This window comes from Thermoactinospora rubra, from assembly GCF_002093975.1.
GTDB classification, from domain to species: Bacteria; Actinomycetota; Actinomycetes; order Streptosporangiales; family Streptosporangiaceae; genus Nonomuraea; species Nonomuraea rubra_A.
The window spans coordinates 93389-112447 of sequence record NZ_KZ084333.1; the positions used below are offsets into that span (position 1 = coordinate 93389).

Consider the following 19059-nt stretch of genomic DNA (forward strand, 5'->3'; position numbering starts at 1 on the left):
AGGCGAGGAGGTCTAACCGAGCAAGCGCTTGTGTGCTACGGTGGCGCCACGGGCCGCCCGCCGGTGTGGATCGCGCCCCGCGCCGGCGGGGGGGCGCCCCGGGGGGGGCGGGGGGGGGGGCNGACATGCGCGACTTCGCCCGGGCGGCCGTCGCGGGGATCGGCATGACGGCGCTGACCAGGCGGTCCGGCCGCACCGAGCTGGCGCTGGCGCTGGAGGCGTGCCGGGCGGCCTGCGCGGACGCCGGGATCGCGCCCGCCGAGGTCGACGGGATCCTGAGCTACCACCTGGGGGACTCCGCGCTCGCCGTCCAGGTCGCCAGGGCGCTGGGGATCGCCGAGCTCGGCTGGCACGACGACGTCTGGGGCGGCGGCACGCAGGCGGCCTCCCTCCTGGGGGAGGCGGCCATGCTCGTCTGCGGCGGCCTGGCGCGCAACGTCCTGGTCTACCGTGCGCTGAACGGGCGCTCCGGCCGCCGCATGACCACCCTCTCGACCGGTCCCCAGGAGCTTTTCACCCTCCCGTACGGCATGGCCGGCCCGCTCCCGCTGTTCGCCCTGGCCGCCACCCGCTACCTCCACGACACGGGCCTGACCGAGGAGCACCTGCACGCCGTCGTCGCCCAGTCGCGGGACAACGCGCGCGCCAACCCCCGCGCCGTCCGGCGCGACCCCCTGAGCCTGGAGGAGTACCTGGCCAAGCCGTACGTCTGCACCCCGCTGCGCACCGCCGACTGCTGCCAGGAGACCGACGGCGCCTGCGCCCTGCTGGTCAGCGGCGTCCTGGACGGGCCGCGCGTCAGGGCGGTGGTGCGCGGGGGCGGGCCCGGCTGCTCGACCATGGACGTCGCCCCGGACGTGTCGGCGATCTTCTCCGCGTATGTCGCGCCCCGGCTGTGGGAGGCGTCCGGCGCCAGGCCCGCCGACGTGGACGCCGCCCTGCTGTATGACGCCTACTCCTGGCTGGTGCCGCGCCAGCTGACCGACTTCGGCCTGACCGACGACCCCGGCGGCTACCTGCTGGAGCGCCGTCACGCCTGGGTCAACCCGCACGGCGGGCTGCTGTCGGAGGGCTACGTGCACGGGCTCAACAACGTGGCGCAGGCCGTACGGGAGCTGCGGGCCGGGCGCGGGCTCGCGCTGGTGACCGGCTTCGGCGGCTCGTACGGCAGCGCCGCACTTCTAGAAATGTCCTGAAATTAGAAACGTCCTGAAATGCTTCCCCCATCCGCGACATGGATGGAACGTGAGGACAGAAACCGACAGGGCGAGGTTCGAGGCGGTCTACACCGACACCTACGACCAGATCCTCGGCTACGCCGTCCGCCGCTGCGAGCGGCCGGAGGACGCCGCGGACGTCGTCGCCGAGACCTACGCGATCGCCTGGCGCCGCCTGGACCGGCTCCCCGAGGGCGACGAGGCGCGGCTGTGGCTGTACGGCGTGGCGCGCAACGTGCTGGCCAACCACCGCCGCGGCCGGCTCAGACGCGAGCGGGTCGCCGAGCTGACCGCCGAGATCGCCGACGTCTACGCCGGGACGTCCGGCGGCGACGGCGTGGAGTTCCGCGACATCGCCCGCGCCTTCCGCGAGCTGTCGGACGGCGACCGCGAGCTGCTGTCCCTGGTCGCCTGGGAGGGGCTGGACCACGCCCAGCTCGCCAAGGTGCTGGACATCTCGCGCAACGCCGTACGCATCCGCCTGCACCGGGCACGCAGGCGCTTCGCCAAGGCCCTGGCCCGTGGCGGGGTCACCGTCAACCACGTCGTGATGGAGTCGCTGTGAGCATCGACAAGCTCGCCAGAGTGCGAGACGAGGACCTGAGGGGCGCGGCGTCCGGCGCGGGGGCGCGGGCGCTGCTGAACGCGGTCGTCGCGGAGGAACCGGCGCCGGAGCGCCGCCGCCCGCGCCGGGTGGTCCGCTGGGTGGCCGTCGCCGCCGTGGCCACCGCCGTCGCGGTCGCCGCGCCCATTGTGATCGGGCACGAGCCGACCTCCTACGCCAACTCGGCGATGGAGATCGTGCGGGAGGGCGACCACTGGGTGGGCCGCATCACCGACCCCTACGCCAACCCCGAGAGGTTCGCGGAGGTCTTCCGCGCGGTCGGCCTGGACGTGCGGCTGGAGCTCGCGCCCTCCTCCCCGCGCAGCATCGGCAGGGTGTTCCAGACCGGAGGCGCCCACACCCCGGAGGGCGGCTTCACCTACGTCGGCACCGATCCGGAGAACTGCGACGCCCTCGAGCCCGGCTGCGCGATGGTCGTCAAGCTGCCCGTCGACACATCCGGCCGGTTCTTCGTCAAGATGGGCCGCCCCGCCAAGCCGGGGGAGGACTACCAGGACCACGCCGACGCGACCCGCAAGGGCGGCCAGCTGGAGGGCTTGCGCGTCGACGAGAAGACCGTCGGCGAGGTCCTCCCCGAGATCCGCGGGCGCGGCCTGGAAGTGGTCTTCCAGATCATCGACCCCAACCCGGACGGCGACGGCTTCGGCGTCGACCCGGGCAAGCAGTCCACCCCGGTCGGGGACCACTGGATCGTCTGGGACGCCGAGGAGGCCCGCAAGGGGGCGGTCCGCCTGCTGGTCAGCGAGCACCGCCTGGACAAGAACCCGGTGTACGGCGGGCCGAAGCCCCAGGACTCCGGCGACTAGGGCGCGTTTCGATCGGCACCGGCGTCTGTGCGCCATCCTGACGATTCACACCCGGGGGAGGGCCGCGGCGTCGATGTCGCGGACCTCCAGGACGCGGCGGGGCGCGCCGCCGCGGGCCACCGCGATCATCGCCCGTCCCAACAGGATGGCCTTCATGCCCGACGGCCCGTTGCCGTGGCGCTGGACAGGTCGGGGAAGGTGACGCCGGTCATCTCCTCGGAGACGCTCCACAGCCGGCGGGCGCTGTCCGGGTCGCTGGCCGCGGCCGTCCTGCCGACCAGCGTCGGCGCGCCGCGCACCTCGCCGAAGCCGTCGGGGCCGACATAGCCGGCGCCGGGCAGGTCCTGGGTCGCGGCGTACAGCGTCGGCAGCGCGCCGGCCCTGCTGTCCTGGGCCAGCACCCGGTTGCCCACCAGGCTCAGGGCGCGGCGCAGGGGGTTGGCGTCACGGCCCTGGAGGTTGGTGGCGGACCAGCCGGGGTGTGCGGCGAGGGCGCGCACGGGTGAGCCCACCGCCGTGAGCCGGCGCTGCAGTTCCAGGGTGAACAGCAGATTGGCCAGCTTGGACTGGCTGTAGGCCTTGGTGGGGGTGTACTCGCCGCTCAGGTTCAGGTTGTCGAAGTGGATCCGGGCGCCGGGCGCCTTGTGCATGAGGGACGACACCGTCACCACGCGGTCGGTGATGAACGGCAGCAGCAGGTTGGTCAGGGCGAAGTGGCCGAGGTGGTTGGTGCCGAACTGCGTCTCGAAGCCGTCCTTGGTACGGGATTCCGGGATGTTCATGACCCCCGCGTTGTTGATCAGCAGGTCGAGGTCGCCCTCCCAGGAGGCGGCGAACTCGCGCACGGAGGCCAGGTCGGCCAGATCCAGACGCCGCACCTCCACGGTGCCGCGGGCGTGCCGGACGGTGTCGGCGGCGGCCTGGCCGCGTCCGACGTCCCGGACGGCGAGGACGACATGCGCACCGGCCCGGGCCAGGGCGTCGACGGTGGCGAGGCCCAGCCCGCTGTTGGCCCCGGTGACGACAGCTGTGCGTCCCGTCTGATCGGGCATGGCGGTGGCGTTCCAGGTTGATGTCTTGGGCATGTCCTCAATGTAGACAATGCCAACAATGTTGTCAATGACTACAATGTTGGCATCGATTACATGAGCGATAGGCTGGCTGACATGCGGACTCGTCGTTACCACCACGGAGACCTGCGTGCCGCGCTGCTGACACGGGCCGAGCAGACGTTGCGCGAGAAGGGCCCGGGCGCGCTGTCACTGCGGGAGCTGGCCCGTGACATCGGTGTCAGCCACGCCGCGCCGAGTCGGCATTTCAAGGACAAGCAGGAGCTCCTGGACGCCCTGGCCCTGGCGGGGTTCGAGCGTCTCAACCGGCACCTGTCGGCCGCGATCGAAGGGGCGGGCGACTCGTTCGCCGACCAGGTCGCCGCTCTCGCCCGCGCCTACGTGGAGTTCGCCACGGCCAACGCCGAGCTGCTGGACCTCATGTACTCGATCAAGCACGACCCCGCCGCGTCGGAGGCCCTCGTCGCGGCCGGGCAGAAGATGGCGGCGCTGGCCGTGGAGCCGATCGTCACCGGTCAGCGACGTGGCGAGGTGCGCCAGGGCTCGGTGGAGCGCATCGGCATGCCGGTGTTCGCCACCTTGCACGGCTACGTCAGCCTCGTCGCGCGCGGCCTGCTCCCCGAGGAGGCGGCCGAGACGGGTCTCGACGACGTCATCGCCTACGTCCTGCGGGGCTGCGCCGCGGACGACGCGGGCTAGACGACTTAGGACTCACTCGTCCAGCCGCATTCGCGGGTGAAGCGGGCGTGGCGGGCCGCCGCCTCGGCCGGCGGCAGCAGCTCGCGCGCCGCCAGCCAGGCGGCGGCCCCCGCGCCGTCGCCCGCCGTGCCGGGCCGGTGCTCGGCGAGCAGGTCCAGGACCGCCCGCCGCACCGGCCCCTCGCGCGTCAGCACGCTCCCGGCCAGCACGACCGGCGTCCCCGGAACGTGGACCTCGGCGAGCGTGCGCGCCAGCCGGGCCGCGGCCTCTTCGGCGATTTCGACGGCCACGGGGTCGGGCACCGCCGCGCTGACCAGCGGCGCCAGCTCGGCCAGCGCCAGCGGGGGACGGGCCTGGACCGCCGCCGGGACCTCCTCGGGCGTCCGGACGCCCAGGTGGCGCAGCACCAGCTCGGCCAGCGGTCCCCGGGCGCCGCGCACCACCGCCCTGGCCGCGCGCCGCCCGATCCAGAAGGCCGACCCCTCGTCGCCGAGCTGCCAGCCGTGGCCGTCGGCCGTTCGCGTGACCTCGTGGTCAATAATTTTCGCCGCTATCGCGCCCGTGCCCGAGATCAGCACCGTGCCGGACGGCCGAGCCGTACCGGCCGCGAAGGCCACCGCCACGTCGCCCACCACCCGGGGCGGCACCGGGAAGTCCCGCCACAGCTCCTCCGTCGCGGCGGTCAGCCCGGCCAGCCCCACGCTGGCCGCCTTCACCTCCCGCGGGTTCACCGAGGTCAGCGCCTCCCGGACGGCCCGGCCCAGGTTGGCGGCGGCCTGCCGGGGATCCACCGCGGGATTGCCGGGGCCCGCGCGCCCGCGTCCCGCCACCTCACCGGACAGCGTCGCCACCACGGCGCGGGAGGACGTGCCGCCCGCGTCCACGCCCAAGACCAAGGTCATGTCAAAAATTATCAACTAGACCCTTGACGCTGCCAAGTCTTGAGCATAATTTTCACCCATGGATCTGCTGACCCGGATCGGAGCCGAGCGGCCCGACATGCCGGAGGCGCTGCGCAAGGTGGCCGAGGTGATCCTCGACGACCCCGCGGAGGCCGCCCGGCTGACGATCGTGGACCTGGCCGAGCGCAGCGGCACGTCCACGGCGACGGTCACCCGGTTCTGCCGCGCCCTGGGGTTCGGCGGCTACGCCGAGCTCCGCGTCACGATCGCCGCCGAGACCGGCCGGGCCGCCCGGCGGCACTGGGACACCGACATCGGCCAGGAGATCCTGCCGACCGACGGGCTGGAGCGCGTGCTCGGCGTGGTGTCCAACAGCGACATCCGGCTCATCCAGGAGACCTCCGCCCAGCTGGACCTGGGCACCGTGGAGAAGGCCGCCCAGGCCATCTCGCGCGCCTCGCGGGTGCTGCTGTTCGGCGTGGCCAGCAGCGCGGCGGTCGCCAAGGAGATGGAGTACCGCCTGCAGCGCATCCGCGTCCCCACCTGGAGCAGGTCCGACGCGCACAGCGCTCTCACCGACGCCGCGCTGCTGGCCGACGGCGACGTGGCCATCGGCATCTCGCACAGCGGCAGGACCCGCGAGGTCATCGAGGTGCTGGCCGAGGCGGGCAGCCACGGCGCGATCACCGTCGCCGTCACCTCGCACCCGCGCTCGCCGCTGGCGGAGGTGGCCGAGCTCGTGCTCACCACCGCCGGCCGGGAGACCACCTTCCGCGGCGACGGCTTCGCCGCCATCCACTCCCAGCTGCTCGTCCTGGACGTCGTCTACGTCGCGGTCGCGCAGCGCACCTACGAGCGCACGAAGCAGGCGTTCGACCTGACGGTCCAGGCCGTCGCCGGACACCGGCTGCCCGAGGGAGACAAGTAAGGAGACAAGTGACGACGGACCCGTACTTAACCCACCAGGCCTGGGGCCCGGACTCCTACGCCGGGCACATCGCCGACCTGATCGCCGACATCCCCCGCACCCAGGCCGAGCCCATCCGGCGGGCCGCCACGCTGATCGGCCGGGCCCTCGACAACGGCGGCATCGTCCAGGCCTTCGGATCCGGCCACTCCGAGGCCGTCGCCATGGAGCTCGCCGGACGCGCCGGCGGCCTGGTCCCCACCAACCGGCTCGCGCTGCGCGACATCGTCCTGTACGGCGGAGCGGACCGGGCCATCCTCGACCGCTACGACCTCGAACGCGACCCCGCGATCGCGCACGAGATCCTCCAGGCGGCCCCCGTCCACGAGGCCGACCTGTTCGTCGTCATCTCCAGCTCGGGCGTCAACGGCGTCGTCGTCGAGCTGGCCACCCTGGTCAAGGACCGCGGTCACGACCTGATCGCGATCACCTCCCGCGCGCACAGCTCGGCCGTGCCGGCCAGGCACCCCTCCGGACGCAAGCTGAGCGACCTCGCCGACGTCGTGCTCGACAACCGGGCCCCGTACGGCGACGCCGTCCTGCCCCTCCCCGACGGCGGCGCCGTGGGCGCCGTCTCGACCATCACCTCGGCCCTGCTCGTCCAGCTCGTGGTCGCCCAGGTCGTGGCCGACCAGCTGGCGGCCGGGCGCGTCCCGCCCGTCTACCTGTCGGCCAACGTCCCCGGCGGCGACGAGCACAACCTCCGGCTCGAGGCCCGCTACGCCGGCCGCCTGCGCCGCGGCGCCTGATCCTCGCAACACCCCCCAACGCCGTCTTCGGCATGCCTACGAGGAGAAGCACCATGCTCCGACATCTGTGGAAGATCCTGCTGGCGCTCACCCTGCCCCTGGCGCTGCTCGGCGTCGCCCGGGCCGAGGCCGCCGCGCCCGGCCTGCGCCTGCAGTACAGGAACAGCTCGACCGGGGCCACCACCCCGCAGGCCGAGCCGTGGTTCCGGCTCTTCAACGACGGGACCGCGCCCGTCTCCCTCGCCCAGGTCAAGATCCGCTACTACCTGACCGGCACGGAGACCTACCGCTTCGCCTGCTCGTGGGCGGTGGTGGGCTGCTCGACGATCACCGGGCGGTTCGCCCCGCTGCCCGGCGGCAGGCAGTACCTGGAGGTCGGCTTCACCTCCGGCAGCCTCGCGCCCGGCGCGAACACCGGTGACATGCAGCTGCGCTTCCACCGCGCCGACTGGCAGAACTTCACGCAGAGCGACGACTACTCCTTCGGCGCCCAGACGAGCTACGCCGACTGGACGAAGGTGGCCGTCTACGTCGGCGGCACGCTGGTGTGGGGCATCCCGCCCGACGGCGGCGAGCCGTCGCCCTCGCCCAGCCCGACCGTGACCCCGACCGGCCAGCCGCGCGGCGTGCTGTTCGACGACTTCTCCTACACCTCCTCCAGCGACCCGAGGCTGGCCCAGCGCGGCTGGACCGTGCGCTCCAGCTCCGGCGGGCCGGGCGTGCCGGGCGCCACCTGGTCGCCCTCGGCCGTGTCGTTCCCGAACGGCCTGCTCCAAATGGACTCCTCGACGAACGGCACCGCCGCCGGGACCGTGCACACCGAGCTGTCGACCGCCAACCGCAAGTTCTTCGAGGGCACCTACGCCGCCCGCGTCCGCTTCAGCGACGCCCCGCTCAGCGGCCCCGACGGCGAGCACGTCGTCCAGACGTTCTTCACCATCACCCCGCTGCGCTACAACATGGACCCCGACTACGGCGAGCTCGACTTCGAGTACCTGCCCAACGGCGGCTGGGGCGAGCCGTCCAACATCCTCTACGCCACCAGCTGGGAGACCTACCAGGCCGACCCCTGGCAGGCCGTCAACGTCCACACCGAGGAGCGCGCCGGCTTCGCGGGCTGGCACGACCTGGTGATCCAGGTCTCCGGCGGCCGCATCCGCTACTACGTCGACGGCCGGCTCTTCGCCGACCACGGGGACATCTACTACCCCGAGACGCCGATGTGGATCATGTTCAACCAGTGGTTCATCGACCTGCAGGGCTCCACCACGCCGCGCACCTACCGGCAGCAGGTCGACTGGGTCTACCACGCCGCGGGCGAGGTCGTCGCGCCCGCCGAGGTGACCGGCCGGGTAGGCGCCTACCGGTCCGCCGGCACGGCCTTCGTGGACACCGTCCCCACCCCCTAGTTCCCGTACGGCTGGCGCCGCCACCCGGGCGGCGCGAGCCGTACCACCCCCGGAAAGAGATCGCCATGAAACACCGCCTCTTGGCCCTCGCGGCCGTGTTCGCCCTGGCCGGGTGCGGGTCCGCCGCCGAGAAGGGCCCTTCCTCCGCCGCGCCCGCGAAGCTGACCGTCTGGATCATGGACGGCAGCGCCACCAAGGAGCTGCTGGCCGGCTTCGAGAAGGAGTACGAGGCCGCGCACGCCGGAGTCGACCTCGACATCCAGATCCAGGCGTGGGACGGCATCGGCGAGCGCGTCACCGCCGCCCTGGCCAGCACCGACGCCCCCGACGTGATCGAGGTGGGCAACACCCAGGTCGCGCAGTACTCCGCCAGCGGCGGCGTGCTCGACCTCACCGGCAAGGTCGCCGACCTCCAGGGCCAGGACTGGCTGCCCGGGCTGGCCGAGCCGGGCCGCGTCGACGGCAGGCAGTACGGGATCCCGTGGTACGCGGCCAACCGGGTCGTCGTCTACAACAAGGACCTGTGGGCGGCGGCCGGGCTGGACGAGCCGCCCAGGACCCGCGAGGAGTGGATCGAGGTCACGCGCAAGCTCAACAAGGGCGGCGACCAGGGGATCTACCTGACCGGGCAGACCTGGTACGCGCTCGCGGGGTTCGTCTGGGACGAGGGCGGCGACCTGGCCGTGCGCGAGGCCTCGGGCAAGTGGCGCGGGGCGCTGGACACGCCGCAGGCGCTGGCCGGGATGGCCTTCTACAAGGAGCTCCAGGCGCTGGGGAAGGGCCCGAAGGACGCCGACGAGGCCAACCCGCCGCAGCACGAGGTCTTCGCGCAGGGCAAGGTGGCGCAGATCATCGCGGTGCCGGGGATCGCGGCCCGGGTGCTGGAGGTCGAGCCGGACATGAAGGACAAGATCGGATATTTCACGATTCCGGGGAAGACGGCTGACAAGCCGGGCGCGGTCTTCACCGGGGGATCGGATCTGATCATCCCGGCGGCGTCCAAGCACCACGAGGAGGCCTACCAGGTCGTCAAGGCGCTGGCCGGGGAGGCGTTCCAGACGCGGCTGGCGCAGACCATGCAGTTCGTGCCCAACCGGACCTCGCTGGCGAAGGTGCTGTCAGGCGACGAGGGGACCGCGGCGATGGCGGCCGGCGCCGCCAACGGCCGGGCGACGCCGAACACGCCCAACTGGGCGGCCGTGGAGGCGACCGGGGTCATCAAGCAGTACATGACGGCCGTGCTGACCGGGGGCGATCCGCTGACCGAGGCACGCAAGGCGTCGCAGGTGATCACGGAGACGCTGAACAGCGGGTCGTGACCCGCCGACGCCCCCGGCCCGCCGTCTCCCGGAAGGAACCATGTCCACCAGACCAACCCTCTGGCCCTACCTGCTGATCGCCCCAGCCGTGGCCGGGGGCGTCTTCCTCCTCCTCTACCCGCTCCTCAAGGCCGCCCTGATGTCCTTCCAGCACTTCCGCATGGGCGAGCCCATCCGCGGCGGCGCCGAGTTCGTCGGCCTGGACAACTACCGCGAGCTGCTGGCCAAGGAGGAGTTCTGGCAGGTGCTGAACCGCACGGCCGTCTGGACGGCGATCAACGTGGTCCTCATCGTCGTCCTCGGCACCGCGGTGGGCCTGATGCTGGTCAGGCTCGGCCGCCGGATGCGCCTGCTGCTGATGAGCGCCCTCGCGCTGGCCTGGGCCACCCCGGTGATCGCCGCCACGACGGTCTTCCAGTGGCTCTTCCAGTCCGAGCTCGGCGTCGTCAACTGGCTGCTCGGCACACGCGGCTTCACGTGGTTCGCCGACCCGGTCGCCATGTTCGCCGTGCTGGTCGTGCTCGTCGTCTGGCAGTCGGTGCCGTTCGTCGCCCTCACCCTCTACGCGGGCCTCACCACGATCCCCGCGGAGCTGTACGAGTCGGCCAGGATCGACGGCGGTACCGGCTGGCAGGTGTTCAGCCGGATCACCTTCCCGATCCTGCGTCCGCTGTTCGCCCTCATCACGTCCCTGGAGATCATCTGGGTGGTCAAGTGCTTCCCGCAGATCTGGGTCCTCAGCCAGGGCGGGCCCGACGGCGCCACCACGACGCTGCCGGTCTACGCCTTCAAGGTCGCCCGCGTCCTGCACCGCTATGACCTCGGCTCGGCCGCGGCGATGGTGACCGTCCTCCTCCTGGCCGTCGCGCTCGTCGCCAACCTGCGGCGCATGCTCAGGCAGGAGGGCGCCCGATGAGGAGGAAGACGATGAGAAGGTGGGCGCTCAACGCCGCCGCGATCGTCGCCTTCGCCGTGACGATCTTCCCCGTCTACTGGATGGTCGTCACCGCGTTCAAGCCCGCCAAGGAGATCCAGGCCGAGACGCCCACGTTCATCCCGGCGAATCCCACGCTCCGGCACTTCGCCACCGCGATGAGCGCCGAAGGGTTCTGGCGCTTCTGGGCCAACAGCCTGCTCGTCACCGCCGGAGCCGTCGTGCTGGCCCTGGTCGTCGCCCTGCTGGCCGCCTTCGCCGTGGCCCGGCTGCGCTGGCGCGGCAGGGGGGCGTTCGTCGTCGTGGTGTTCGCCGCCCAGATGGCGCCGTGGGAGGCGCTGCTCGTGCCGATGTTCGTCATCGCCCGCGACACCGAGCTGCTGGACTCGCTGGCCATGCTCACCGGCGTCTACTTCATGATCACCCTGCCGTTCACGATCGTGACGCTGCGCGGGTTCCTGGAGGCCATCCCCGCCGACCTGGAGGAGGCCGCGCTGGTGGACGGCTGCACCCGCGCGGCGGCGTTCCGGCGCGTCGTGTTCCCCCTGCTCGCCCCGGGGCTCATGGCGACCTCGCTGTTCGGCTTCATCACCGCGTGGAACGAGTTCGCGTTCGTCAACGTGCTGATCATCAAGGACCAGGCCAACCGGACGCTGCCGGTCTGGCTGTCGTCCTTCCGCGACGTCTTCGGGACCGACTGGGGCGCGACGATGGCGGCGGCGACGCTGTTCGCGCTGCCCGCGCTGGCGCTGTTCCTGTTCCTCCAGCGCCGCGTCGGCGTCGGCATGACCTCGGGAGCCGTCAAAGGCTGACCGGCTGTGCGACGGCGGGTGCCGTCAAGGGTGACCGCCTGTGCGACGGCGGGTGCCGTCAAAGGGTGACCGGCCGCACGAAGGCCGCGTGCGCCGCGTCCGCTTCGCCGGGGCCGAGGAGGCCGCGTGCGGCCAGCCAGGCCGCCGCTCCGGCGCCGTCGGCCGCCGTGGCCACCTCGGCCACCTCCTGGTCGCCCAGCCGGTCCAGGACGGCCCGCCGTACCGGGCACTCGCTCGTCAGCACGCTGCCCGCCAGCACGACGGGCCCGCCGCGGTGGACGACGGCCACCGTGGCGGCCAGGCGCTCGGCGGCCTCCTCCACGACGCGGACCGCCGCCGGATCGCCCTCCGCCGCGGCCGCGCTGACCAGCGCCGAGACGGCGGCCAGCCGCATCGGCTCGGCCTGGACCAGCCGGACGATCCGCAGCGCGAGCTCCCGCCCGGACACCCCGGCCGCCTCGCCCAGGAAGTGGCGGACCACCGCCGCCGCGAGCGCGCCGCCCGGCTCGCCCTGATCGAGCGCGTGCACGACCGCCTTGGTGGCCTCGCGGCCGATCCAGAACCCCGACCCGGCGTCGCCCAGCAGCCAGCCCAGCCCGTCGGCGATCGTGTCGAGCTCGAAGCCCGCGATCCTGGCGGCCACCGCGCCCGTCCCCGACAGCAGCAGCGACCCGTCGGGGCTGGCGGTGCCGGCAGCGAAGGCGACGGTCACGTCCCCGGTCACGCGCGGCGGGACGTGCACCCCATGGGCCGCCCACAGCTTGGCGAGCGCCTCCTCCAGCGCGGGCACGTGACCGGCCACTCCCGCCCTCGAGGCCGCCACCTGCGCCGGATCGACGCCGGACAGGGCCGCCTCCAACGCCGTGCCGATGGCCGCCACGGCGTTGTCCAGGCCGTGCGCCGTGGGATTGCCCGGGCCGGCCGTGCCGTACCCGATCCGCGTGCCGTCGAGGGCATGCACCGCGACCCGGGTGGAGGTGGAGCCGGCGTCCACGCCGAGGACGAACGCTTTCATCACGGTCCGATTCTGGGTCTTGACGCGACCATGGAGCAAGAATAATTTTCACCGAAACATCGAGCATTCGGAAGGAATGTTCGCGGCCCCGAGGAGGGTCCGTGGTTCAGCACCGCAGAGGTTGCCGGGGCGTCCCGAGGGACGTGCCATGAGCGCGGGCGCGCTCGGCCGGATCGAGACGGAGCTGCCGAGCCTGCCCGAGGCGTTGCGCCGGGTGGGCGAGGTGATCCTGGAGGACCCGGCGGAGGCGGCCAGGTCCACGATCATCGCCCTGGCCGAGCGGGCCGGCAGCTCGCCCGCGACCGTGACGCGCTTCTGCCGGGCCTTCGGCTTCGCCGGCTACGCCGACCTGCGGGTCATGCTCGCCACCGAGACCGGCCGGGCCGCGCAGGCCGGGTGGGGCGCCGGCGTGGGCCACGAGATCGGCCCGGAGGACCCGCTGGACGTGGCCATCCAGGTGATGGCCGCCGCCGACACCCGCCTGATCCAGGACACCGCGGCCCAGCTCGACCTGGAGACCGTGGCCAAGGTCGCCGACGCGGTCACCGCGGCCTCCAAGGTCCTCCTGGTAGGCGTGTCCACCAGCGGTGACGTGGCGGCCATGCTGGAGGGCCGGCTGCGCCGCATCGGCCTGCCCTGCTGGTCCACCGGCGACGCGCACGTCGCGCTGTCGGAGGCGGCCCTGCTGCGCCCGGGCGACGTGGCGATCGGCATCAGTCACCGGGGCCGCACCCGCGAGGTGATGGAGTCGCTGGCCGAGGCGGGCGGCCACGGCGCCACCACGGTGGCCGTCACCTCCTTCGCCCGCTCGCCGCTGGCGGAACTGGCCGACCTGGTGCTGACCACCGCCTCCCGCGAGACCACCTTCCGCCTGGGCGGCCTGGCCGCCGTCCACTCCCAGCTGTTCGTGCTCGACGCCGTCTACATCGCGGTCGCGCAGCGCACCTACGAACGCACCAACGAGGCCTTCAAGCAGACGATCAGGGCCGTGGAGAGCCACCGAGTGGAAAGGGGCTAGCTTGTTCGCGGAAAGGGCGCTGGAGCTGGCGCGTCAGGTCGCCGAGTCCCAGGCGGAGGCGGTGGGCAAGGCGGCGGGCCTGCTGGTCGCCAGCCTGCGGGCCGGCGGCGTGGTCAACGCCTTCGGGTCCGGGCATTCCGAGGCCATCGCCATGGAGATCGCCGGGCGCGCCGGCGGACTGGTGCCCAGCAACCGGCTCACCCCGCGCGACCTGGTCCTGTACGGCGGAGCCTCGCTCGACATCCTCACCCCCGAGCTCGAACGCGACCCGGACGTGGCCCACCGCGTCTACGAGCTGGCGCCCGTCGCGCCCGAGGACGCCTTCGTGCTCATCTCCAGCTCCGGCGTCAACGGCGCGGTCGTCGAGCTGGCCAGGATCGTCAAGGACCGCGGCCACCCCCTGATCGCCCTGACCTCGATCCGGCACAGCACCCAGATGACCTCGCGGCACCCCTCCGGCCTGAAGCTGCTCGACCTGGCCGACGTGGTGCTGGACAACGGCGCGCCGTACGGCGACGCCATCCTCGAGCTGCCCGGCGGCGGCAGGTACGGCGCGGTCTCCACGATCACCTCGGCGCTGCTCGCGCAGATGACGGTCACCGAGACCATCGACCGCCTGATCGCCCTGGGCGAGACCCCGCCCATCTACCTGTCGGCCAACGTGACCGGCGGGGACGAGCACAATCGTGCACTTGAAGCCCGCTACGCCGGGCGCATTAGGAGGTCGTGATATGTCCCTGTCCCGACGTGAGCTGCTCCGCGCCGCCGCCCTCATCCCGGCCGCGGGCGCGCTGGCCTCGTGCGCCACCCCCGCGCAGACCCCCGCGCCGCAGGCCACCGCGGCGGCCACGAGCGCGGCCAACCCGCTCGGCGTGGCCGCCGACAAGCCCCTGGAGATATGGATCTTCGACGGCGGCTTCGGCGACGCCTACGCCCGCGAGATCCACGAGCCGATGCTCAAGGCGAAGTACCCCAACCTGGAGATCAAGCACAATGCGACCAAGGAGGTCGCCAAGACCCTCCAGCCGCGCTTCGCCGGGGGCAACCCGCCGGAGTTCATCAACAACTCCGGCGCCAACCAGATGGACTTCGGCGCGCTGGTGGCCGACGGGCAGGTGGCCGACCTCACGCCGCTGCTGGACGCCCCCAGCTGGGACGACCCGAGCAAGAAGGTGCGCGACACCATCGACCCCCTCGCCATCGAGATCGGCAGCTACGACGGCACGCCGCGGGTGCTCAACTACGTCAACACCGTCTGGGGCATCTGGTACAGCCAGAAGGTCTTCCAGGAGAACGGCTGGCAGCCGCCCAAGACGTGGGACGAGTTCACCAAGCTCATGGACGACATCAAGAAGTCCGGCAAGATGGCGCCGTTCACCTACGCGGGCAAGCACCCGTACTACATCTACGAGGCGCTGCTCACCGTCGCCGCCAAGATCGGCGGCGCGGACATCATGAAGAACATCGACAACCTCGAGGACGGCGCCTGGACCGTCGAGCCGATGAAGCAGGCCGCCACGCTCTTCGCCGAGCTGGGCGCCAAGTACCTCATGCAGGGCACGGCGGGCCTGGACCACATCCAGACGCAGACCGCGCACAACAAGTACCAGGTCGCGCTGCTGCCCTGCGGCTCGTGGCTGGAGAACGAGCAGAAGGACACCACGCCCGCCGACTTCGGCTACGCGATGTTCCCCTGGCCGTCGGTCACCGAGTCCGACGCCATGCCGTACGGCACGCTGCACTCCCAGCCCGGCGAGCCGTACATGGTCTCGGCCAGGTCGGCCAACCCGCGCGCCGGGCTGGAGTACATGCGGGCCATGCTGTCGAAGGAGGGCGCGGGCAAGTTCATGGAGATGGTCTCCACGCTCACCGTCGTCAACGGGGTCGGCGAGGGCCTCCAGCTCAAGCCGGGGCTCAAGAGCGCGGCGGACGCGCTGACCGCGGCCGGCGACAACAAGGTCTACTTCCGCTGGCGGCAGTGGTACGCCGAGCTGCACACCGAGGTCCAGGCCGCGTCCGGGCAGCTGATGAGCGGCAACCTCAAGCCCGAGGCCTACCTGGAGCGCATCCAGAAGAAGGCGGACGCCATCAAGAACGACTCCTCGGTGAAGAAGTTCAAGCGATGAGATACCGCAGGATGAGGTTCATCACCGGATTCCTGGTGCTTCCGGTGACCTTGTACCTGATCTACGTCATAGCACCATACGTCCAGGCGTTCTACATCGCGCTCACCGACTGGCGCGGCGTCAACGCCTCCCCACGCTTCGTGGGGCTGGAGAACTTCCAGCGGCTCTTCGGCGACGGCATCTGGTGGAAGGCGGTCTCCCACAACCTCATCCTGCTCGTCCTCCTGCCGATCATCGTCCTGGTGATCGCCCTGTTCTTCGCCTTCCTGCTGAACGCCGGCGGCGACCGCGGCGGCGTCGCGGGGTCGAAGGTCTACCGCGTGGTCTTCTTCTTCCCCCAGGTGCTGGCGGTCGCCGTGGTCGCCGTGCTGTTCCAGCAGGTGCTGCGGCCCGACAAGAGCGGCATGCTCAACGCGCCCCTCATCTCGCTGGGCATGGAGCCGATCGGGTTCCTGTCCGACACGCGGGTGGCGCTGTGGTCCATCCTCGGGGTGCTGGTCTGGCAGGCCGTCGGCTTCTACGTGGTGCTGTTCTCGGCCGGCATCGGGTCGATCCCGCGCGACCTGTTCGAGGCCGCGGCGATCGACGGCGCGTCGCGGCCCGCGCTGTTCTTCCGCGTCACGCTGCCGCTGCTGTGGGACACGATCCAGGTCGCCTGGATCTACCTCGGCATCCTCGCGCTGGACATCTTCGCCATCGTGTGGGTGATGACGGCCGAGCACGGCGGTCCGGACTTCTCCACCACCGTCATGGCGGCGGAGATCTACCGCAACGCCTTCGAGTACTTCAAGTTCGGCTACGCCTCCGCCATGGGCGTGGTGCTGTTCTTCTTCACCATCGGCTTCGCGATCCTCTCCCTGAGGCTGTCGCGCCGCGAACGGATCGAGCTCTCGTGACGACGACGACTTCACCCGCGATCGCCACGTCCCGCAAGCAGGCCCGCCGCGACCGCCGCCGGCGGCTCGGACCGCTGGGCGTCCTGAGCCACGTCGCGCTCGCCTTCTGGACCGTCCTGGTGATCGTGCCGATCCTGTGGACGTTCCTGGCCTCCTTCAAGACCGAGGACGAGATCTTCGGCGACGCCTGGTCCCTGCCGGCCACGCCGCGCTGGGACAACTTCGCCCGCGCCTGGGAGCAGGCCCACATCGGGCAGTACATGCTCAACAGCGTCATCGTCGTGTTCTTCAGCACGTTCGGCACGATGCTGCTGGGCTCGATGGCGGCCTACGTGCTGGCCCGCTACCCCTTCCGCGGCAACCGCGCCGTCTACCTGCTGTTCGTCTCCGGCCTGGCCTTCCCGGTCTACCTGGCGCTCACCCCGCTGTTCTTCGTCGTGCAGAACATGGGCACGCTGCCGCTGATCGGGCCGTTCATCGGGCTGAACACCCACGGCGGTCTGGTGCTGGTCTACATCGCCTACTCGCTGCCGTTCACGGTGTTCTTCCTGGCCGCGTTCTTCAGGACCCTGCCGACCGCGGTGGCCGAGGCGGCGTTCGTGGACGGCGCCTCGCACAGCCGGGTGTTCTTCCAGATCATGCTGCCCATGGCCCGTCCCGGCCTGGTCAGCATCACGATCTTCAACGTGATCGGCCAGTGGAACCAGTACCAGCTGCCGCTGGTGCTGCTGACCTCGGCGCGGGACAAGTGGGTGCTGACGCAGGGCATCGCGGAGATCTCCACCGCGGCCGGCTACGACGCCGACTGGGCGGCGCTGTTCGCCGCGCTGACCCTGGCCATCCTGCCCATGCTGGTCGTCTACACGGTCTTCCAGCGGCAGATCCAGTCCGGGCTCACCGCCGGGGCGCTCAAGTAGCCGCCGCCCTGTCGCCGGCCGGGCGGCGCCGCAGCGCGGGCTCCACCAGGGGGCGCGGCTGCCACACGCCGTCGGACCGGTACAGGTCGGTCCCGGGCGGGACGATCTCGTCGATCCGGTCGAGCGTCGCGTCGTCCAGGGCGAGCGAGGCCGCCTTGAGCAGCGACTCCAACTGCTCCATGGTCCGCGGGCCGATGATCACGGAGGTCACCGCCGGATGCGCGGCCGGGAAGGCCACCGCCAGCTCGGGCAGCGTGCAGCCGATGTCGGAGGCGAGTTCGATCAGCTGCTCGAGCGCGTCGAACTTGGTGGCGTTCGCGGGGATCGCCGGGTCGAAGCGATCCGGCCTCATCGCCGGGCGTCCGCTGGACAAGTCGACCGGCCGGCCCTTGCGGTACCTCCCGCTCAGGAAGCCCCACGCCAGCGGGCTGTAGGTGAGGACGCCCATGCCGTACCGCCGGCAGACCGGCAGCACGGCGGCCTCGATCCCGCGGGCGAGCAGGTTGTAGGGCGGCTGGTCGGTGCGGAAGCGCAGCAGGCCGCGCCGCTCCGAGACGTGGTGCGCCTCGACGATCTCCTCGGCGGGGAAGGCCGAGCAGCCGAAGGCGCGGATCTTGCCCTGGTGGACGAGGTCGCTCAGCGCCGACAGCGTCTCCTCGATGTCGGTGGTGTGGTCGGGCCGGTGCACCTGGTAGAGGTCGATCCAGTCGGTGCGCAGGCGGCGCAGGCTCTCCTCCACCTCCTTGACGATCCAGCGGCGGGAGTTGCCGCCTCTGTTGGGACCCTCACCCATCGGGAAGTGCACCTTGGTGGCGAGCACGACGTCGTCGCGGCGGCCACGGAGGGCCTTGCCGACGATCTCCTCGGACTCGCCGGCGGAGTACATGTCGGCCGTGTCGACGAAGTTGACGCCCTGGTCGAAGGCGGCGTGGATGATGCGGACGCACTCGTCGTGGTCGGGGTTCCCGGCGGCGCCGAACATCATGGCCCCGAGGCAGTGGACGCTGACTTCGATGCCGGTGCCGCCGAGGGCGCGATAACGCATGGTCATGTGCGGCACCCTAGGATCTAGAGCCGACTCTAGGTCAACGTCTATCGTGGGCGGCATGCTGAGCATCGGGCAGGTCGCCGAGCGGACCGGGCTGAGCGTCCACACGCTCAGGTTCTACGAGCGGGAGGGCCTGCTGCTCACCCCGGTGCGGCGGGGGCCGGGCGGGCGGCGCGTGTACGGCGAGGACGACCTCGAGTGGCTCGCGATGTGCGTCAACCTGCGGGCCACCGGGATGCCGCTGCCCGAGATCCGCCGCTACGCCGAGCTGGTCAGGCAGGGCAGCGGCACCGAGGACGAGCGGCTGCGGCTGCTGCGCGAGCACCAGGAGCGCGTGCGCGAGCAGATCGAGGCGCTCGGCGCGTCGCTGGAGCGGATCACCCGCAAGGTGCGGGCGTACTCCGGCCAGGCGTCCTGCGAGCCCGGCGGGAACGGGCGATAACTCGCTCGCGCGGCCCCCGGCGGGTCTGGTTGGCTGCCGGGCATGACATCGGCATGGGTAGGCACGCGGGTTCGGCTGCGCGGCGCCG

Annotated in this window: 20 protein-coding genes; 16 read left to right on the top strand and 4 right to left on the bottom strand. The window is 71.8% G+C overall.

Going from position 1 to position 19059, the window contains the following annotated elements:
- The first annotated feature begins 125 nt into the window (after nucleotides 1-125).
- Genes BSB02_RS42175 through BSB02_RS13310 form a run of 3 tightly spaced genes read left to right on the top strand, consistent with a single transcriptional unit; the run spans nucleotide 126 to nucleotide 2648 of the window.
- Nucleotides 126-1196: a beta-ketoacyl-[acyl-carrier-protein] synthase family protein gene (locus BSB02_RS42175; RefSeq protein ID WP_084959090.1), complete on the top strand. Its 1071-nt coding sequence runs from the start codon at nucleotides 126-128 to the stop codon at nucleotides 1194-1196.
- Nucleotides 1197-1245: 49 nt separating this feature from the next.
- Nucleotides 1246-1782 (top strand): RNA polymerase sigma factor, encoded by a 537-nt coding sequence (locus tag BSB02_RS13305; RefSeq protein ID WP_084959091.1) that lies wholly within the window; start codon nucleotides 1246-1248, stop codon nucleotides 1780-1782.
- Nucleotides 1779-2648 carry a hypothetical protein gene (locus BSB02_RS13310; RefSeq protein WP_084959092.1) on the top strand — a complete coding sequence of 290 codons (870 nt, stop codon included), beginning with the start codon at nucleotides 1779-1781 and terminating at the stop codon, nucleotides 2646-2648. The genes BSB02_RS13305 and BSB02_RS13310 overlap by 4 nt, the downstream gene beginning before the upstream one ends.
- A 152-nt stretch (nucleotides 2649-2800) precedes the next feature.
- Here the strand turns inward: BSB02_RS13310 and BSB02_RS13315 are convergent, their stop codons facing one another.
- The gene (locus BSB02_RS13315) at nucleotides 2801-3733 is read right to left on the bottom strand and encodes an oxidoreductase (RefSeq protein WP_084959093.1); all 933 of its coding nucleotides are present in this window, start codon (nucleotides 3731-3733) and stop codon (nucleotides 2801-2803) included.
- Between the two features lie 81 nt (nucleotides 3734-3814).
- Between BSB02_RS13315 and BSB02_RS13320 the strand changes: the two genes are divergently transcribed.
- Entirely contained in the window at nucleotides 3815-4417 is a 603-nt protein-coding gene (locus BSB02_RS13320) for a TetR/AcrR family transcriptional regulator (RefSeq protein WP_084959094.1), read from the top strand.
- A gap of 5 nt (nucleotides 4418-4422) precedes the next feature.
- Here BSB02_RS13320 and BSB02_RS13325 read toward each other — a convergent pair whose 3' ends face one another.
- Entirely contained in the window at nucleotides 4423-5319 is an 897-nt protein-coding gene (locus BSB02_RS13325) for an N-acetylglucosamine kinase (RefSeq protein ID WP_084959095.1), read from the bottom strand.
- Between the two features lie 58 nt (nucleotides 5320-5377).
- On the opposite strand from BSB02_RS13325, the gene BSB02_RS13330 reads away from it, so the two are divergent.
- From BSB02_RS13330 to BSB02_RS13355, 6 genes are all read left to right on the top strand, one after another.
- Nucleotides 5378-6247: a MurR/RpiR family transcriptional regulator gene (locus BSB02_RS13330; protein ID WP_084959096.1), complete on the top strand. Its 870-nt coding sequence runs from the start codon at nucleotides 5378-5380 to the stop codon at nucleotides 6245-6247.
- An 8-nt stretch (nucleotides 6248-6255) separates the two neighbouring features.
- The gene (locus BSB02_RS13335) at nucleotides 6256-7035 is read left to right on the top strand and encodes a sugar isomerase domain-containing protein (protein ID WP_240506403.1); all 780 of its coding nucleotides are present in this window, start codon (nucleotides 6256-6258) and stop codon (nucleotides 7033-7035) included.
- 53 nt (nucleotides 7036-7088) lie between these two features.
- A complete protein-coding gene (locus BSB02_RS13340; RefSeq protein ID WP_206184667.1) occupies nucleotides 7089-8444 on the top strand; it encodes a cellulose binding domain-containing protein in 1356 nt (451 codons plus the stop codon).
- 65 nt (nucleotides 8445-8509) lie between these two features.
- Nucleotides 8510-9763 carry an extracellular solute-binding protein gene (locus BSB02_RS13345; protein ID WP_084959098.1) on the top strand — a complete coding sequence of 418 codons (1254 nt, stop codon included), beginning with the start codon at nucleotides 8510-8512 and terminating at the stop codon, nucleotides 9761-9763.
- Nucleotides 9764-9803: 40 nt separating this feature from the next.
- Nucleotides 9804-10679: a carbohydrate ABC transporter permease gene (locus BSB02_RS13350; protein ID WP_084959099.1), complete on the top strand. Its 876-nt coding sequence runs from the start codon at nucleotides 9804-9806 to the stop codon at nucleotides 10677-10679.
- An 11-nt stretch (nucleotides 10680-10690) separates the two neighbouring features.
- A complete protein-coding gene (locus tag BSB02_RS13355; protein ID WP_240506404.1) occupies nucleotides 10691-11509 on the top strand; it encodes a carbohydrate ABC transporter permease in 819 nt (272 codons plus the stop codon).
- A 58-nt stretch (nucleotides 11510-11567) separates the two neighbouring features.
- Here the strand turns inward: BSB02_RS13355 and BSB02_RS13360 are convergent, their stop codons facing one another.
- Nucleotides 11568-12524 (bottom strand): N-acetylglucosamine kinase, encoded by a 957-nt coding sequence (locus tag BSB02_RS13360; protein WP_084959101.1) that lies wholly within the window; start codon nucleotides 12522-12524, stop codon nucleotides 11568-11570.
- A 148-nt stretch (nucleotides 12525-12672) separates the two neighbouring features.
- Here BSB02_RS13360 and BSB02_RS13365 point away from each other — a divergent pair, with 148 nt between their 5' ends.
- The 5 genes from BSB02_RS13365 to BSB02_RS13385 are packed head-to-tail and all read left to right on the top strand — an operon-like array spanning nucleotide 12673 to nucleotide 17481.
- A complete protein-coding gene (locus BSB02_RS13365) occupies nucleotides 12673-13542 on the top strand; it encodes a MurR/RpiR family transcriptional regulator (RefSeq protein ID WP_084959102.1) in 870 nt (289 codons plus the stop codon).
- A 1-nt stretch (nucleotide 13543) separates the two neighbouring features.
- On the top strand, nucleotides 13544-14272 hold the full coding sequence (locus BSB02_RS13370) for a sugar isomerase domain-containing protein (RefSeq protein WP_084959103.1): 729 nt from the start codon (nucleotides 13544-13546) through the stop codon (nucleotides 14270-14272).
- Nucleotide 14273: 1 nt separating this feature from the next.
- A complete protein-coding gene (gene ngcE / locus BSB02_RS13375; RefSeq protein WP_084959104.1) occupies nucleotides 14274-15668 on the top strand; it encodes an N-acetylglucosamine/diacetylchitobiose ABC transporter substrate-binding protein in 1395 nt (464 codons plus the stop codon).
- Entirely contained in the window at nucleotides 15665-16564 is a 900-nt protein-coding gene (locus tag BSB02_RS13380) for a carbohydrate ABC transporter permease (RefSeq protein WP_084959105.1), read from the top strand. The genes ngcE and BSB02_RS13380 overlap by 4 nt, the downstream gene beginning before the upstream one ends.
- A complete protein-coding gene (locus tag BSB02_RS13385; protein ID WP_084959106.1) occupies nucleotides 16561-17481 on the top strand; it encodes a carbohydrate ABC transporter permease in 921 nt (306 codons plus the stop codon). The genes BSB02_RS13380 and BSB02_RS13385 overlap by 4 nt, the downstream gene beginning before the upstream one ends.
- On the opposite strand, the gene BSB02_RS13390 is transcribed toward BSB02_RS13385, so the two are convergent.
- Nucleotides 17474-18532: an aldo/keto reductase gene (locus BSB02_RS13390; RefSeq protein WP_338064340.1), complete on the bottom strand. Its 1059-nt coding sequence runs from the start codon at nucleotides 18530-18532 to the stop codon at nucleotides 17474-17476. The genes BSB02_RS13385 and BSB02_RS13390 overlap by 8 nt on opposite strands.
- A 55-nt stretch (nucleotides 18533-18587) precedes the next feature.
- Here BSB02_RS13390 and BSB02_RS13395 point away from each other — a divergent pair, with 55 nt between their 5' ends.
- On the top strand, nucleotides 18588-18971 hold the full coding sequence (locus tag BSB02_RS13395; protein ID WP_084959155.1) for a MerR family transcriptional regulator: 384 nt from the start codon (nucleotides 18588-18590) through the stop codon (nucleotides 18969-18971).
- The last annotated feature ends 88 nt before the right edge of the window (nucleotides 18972-19059 follow it).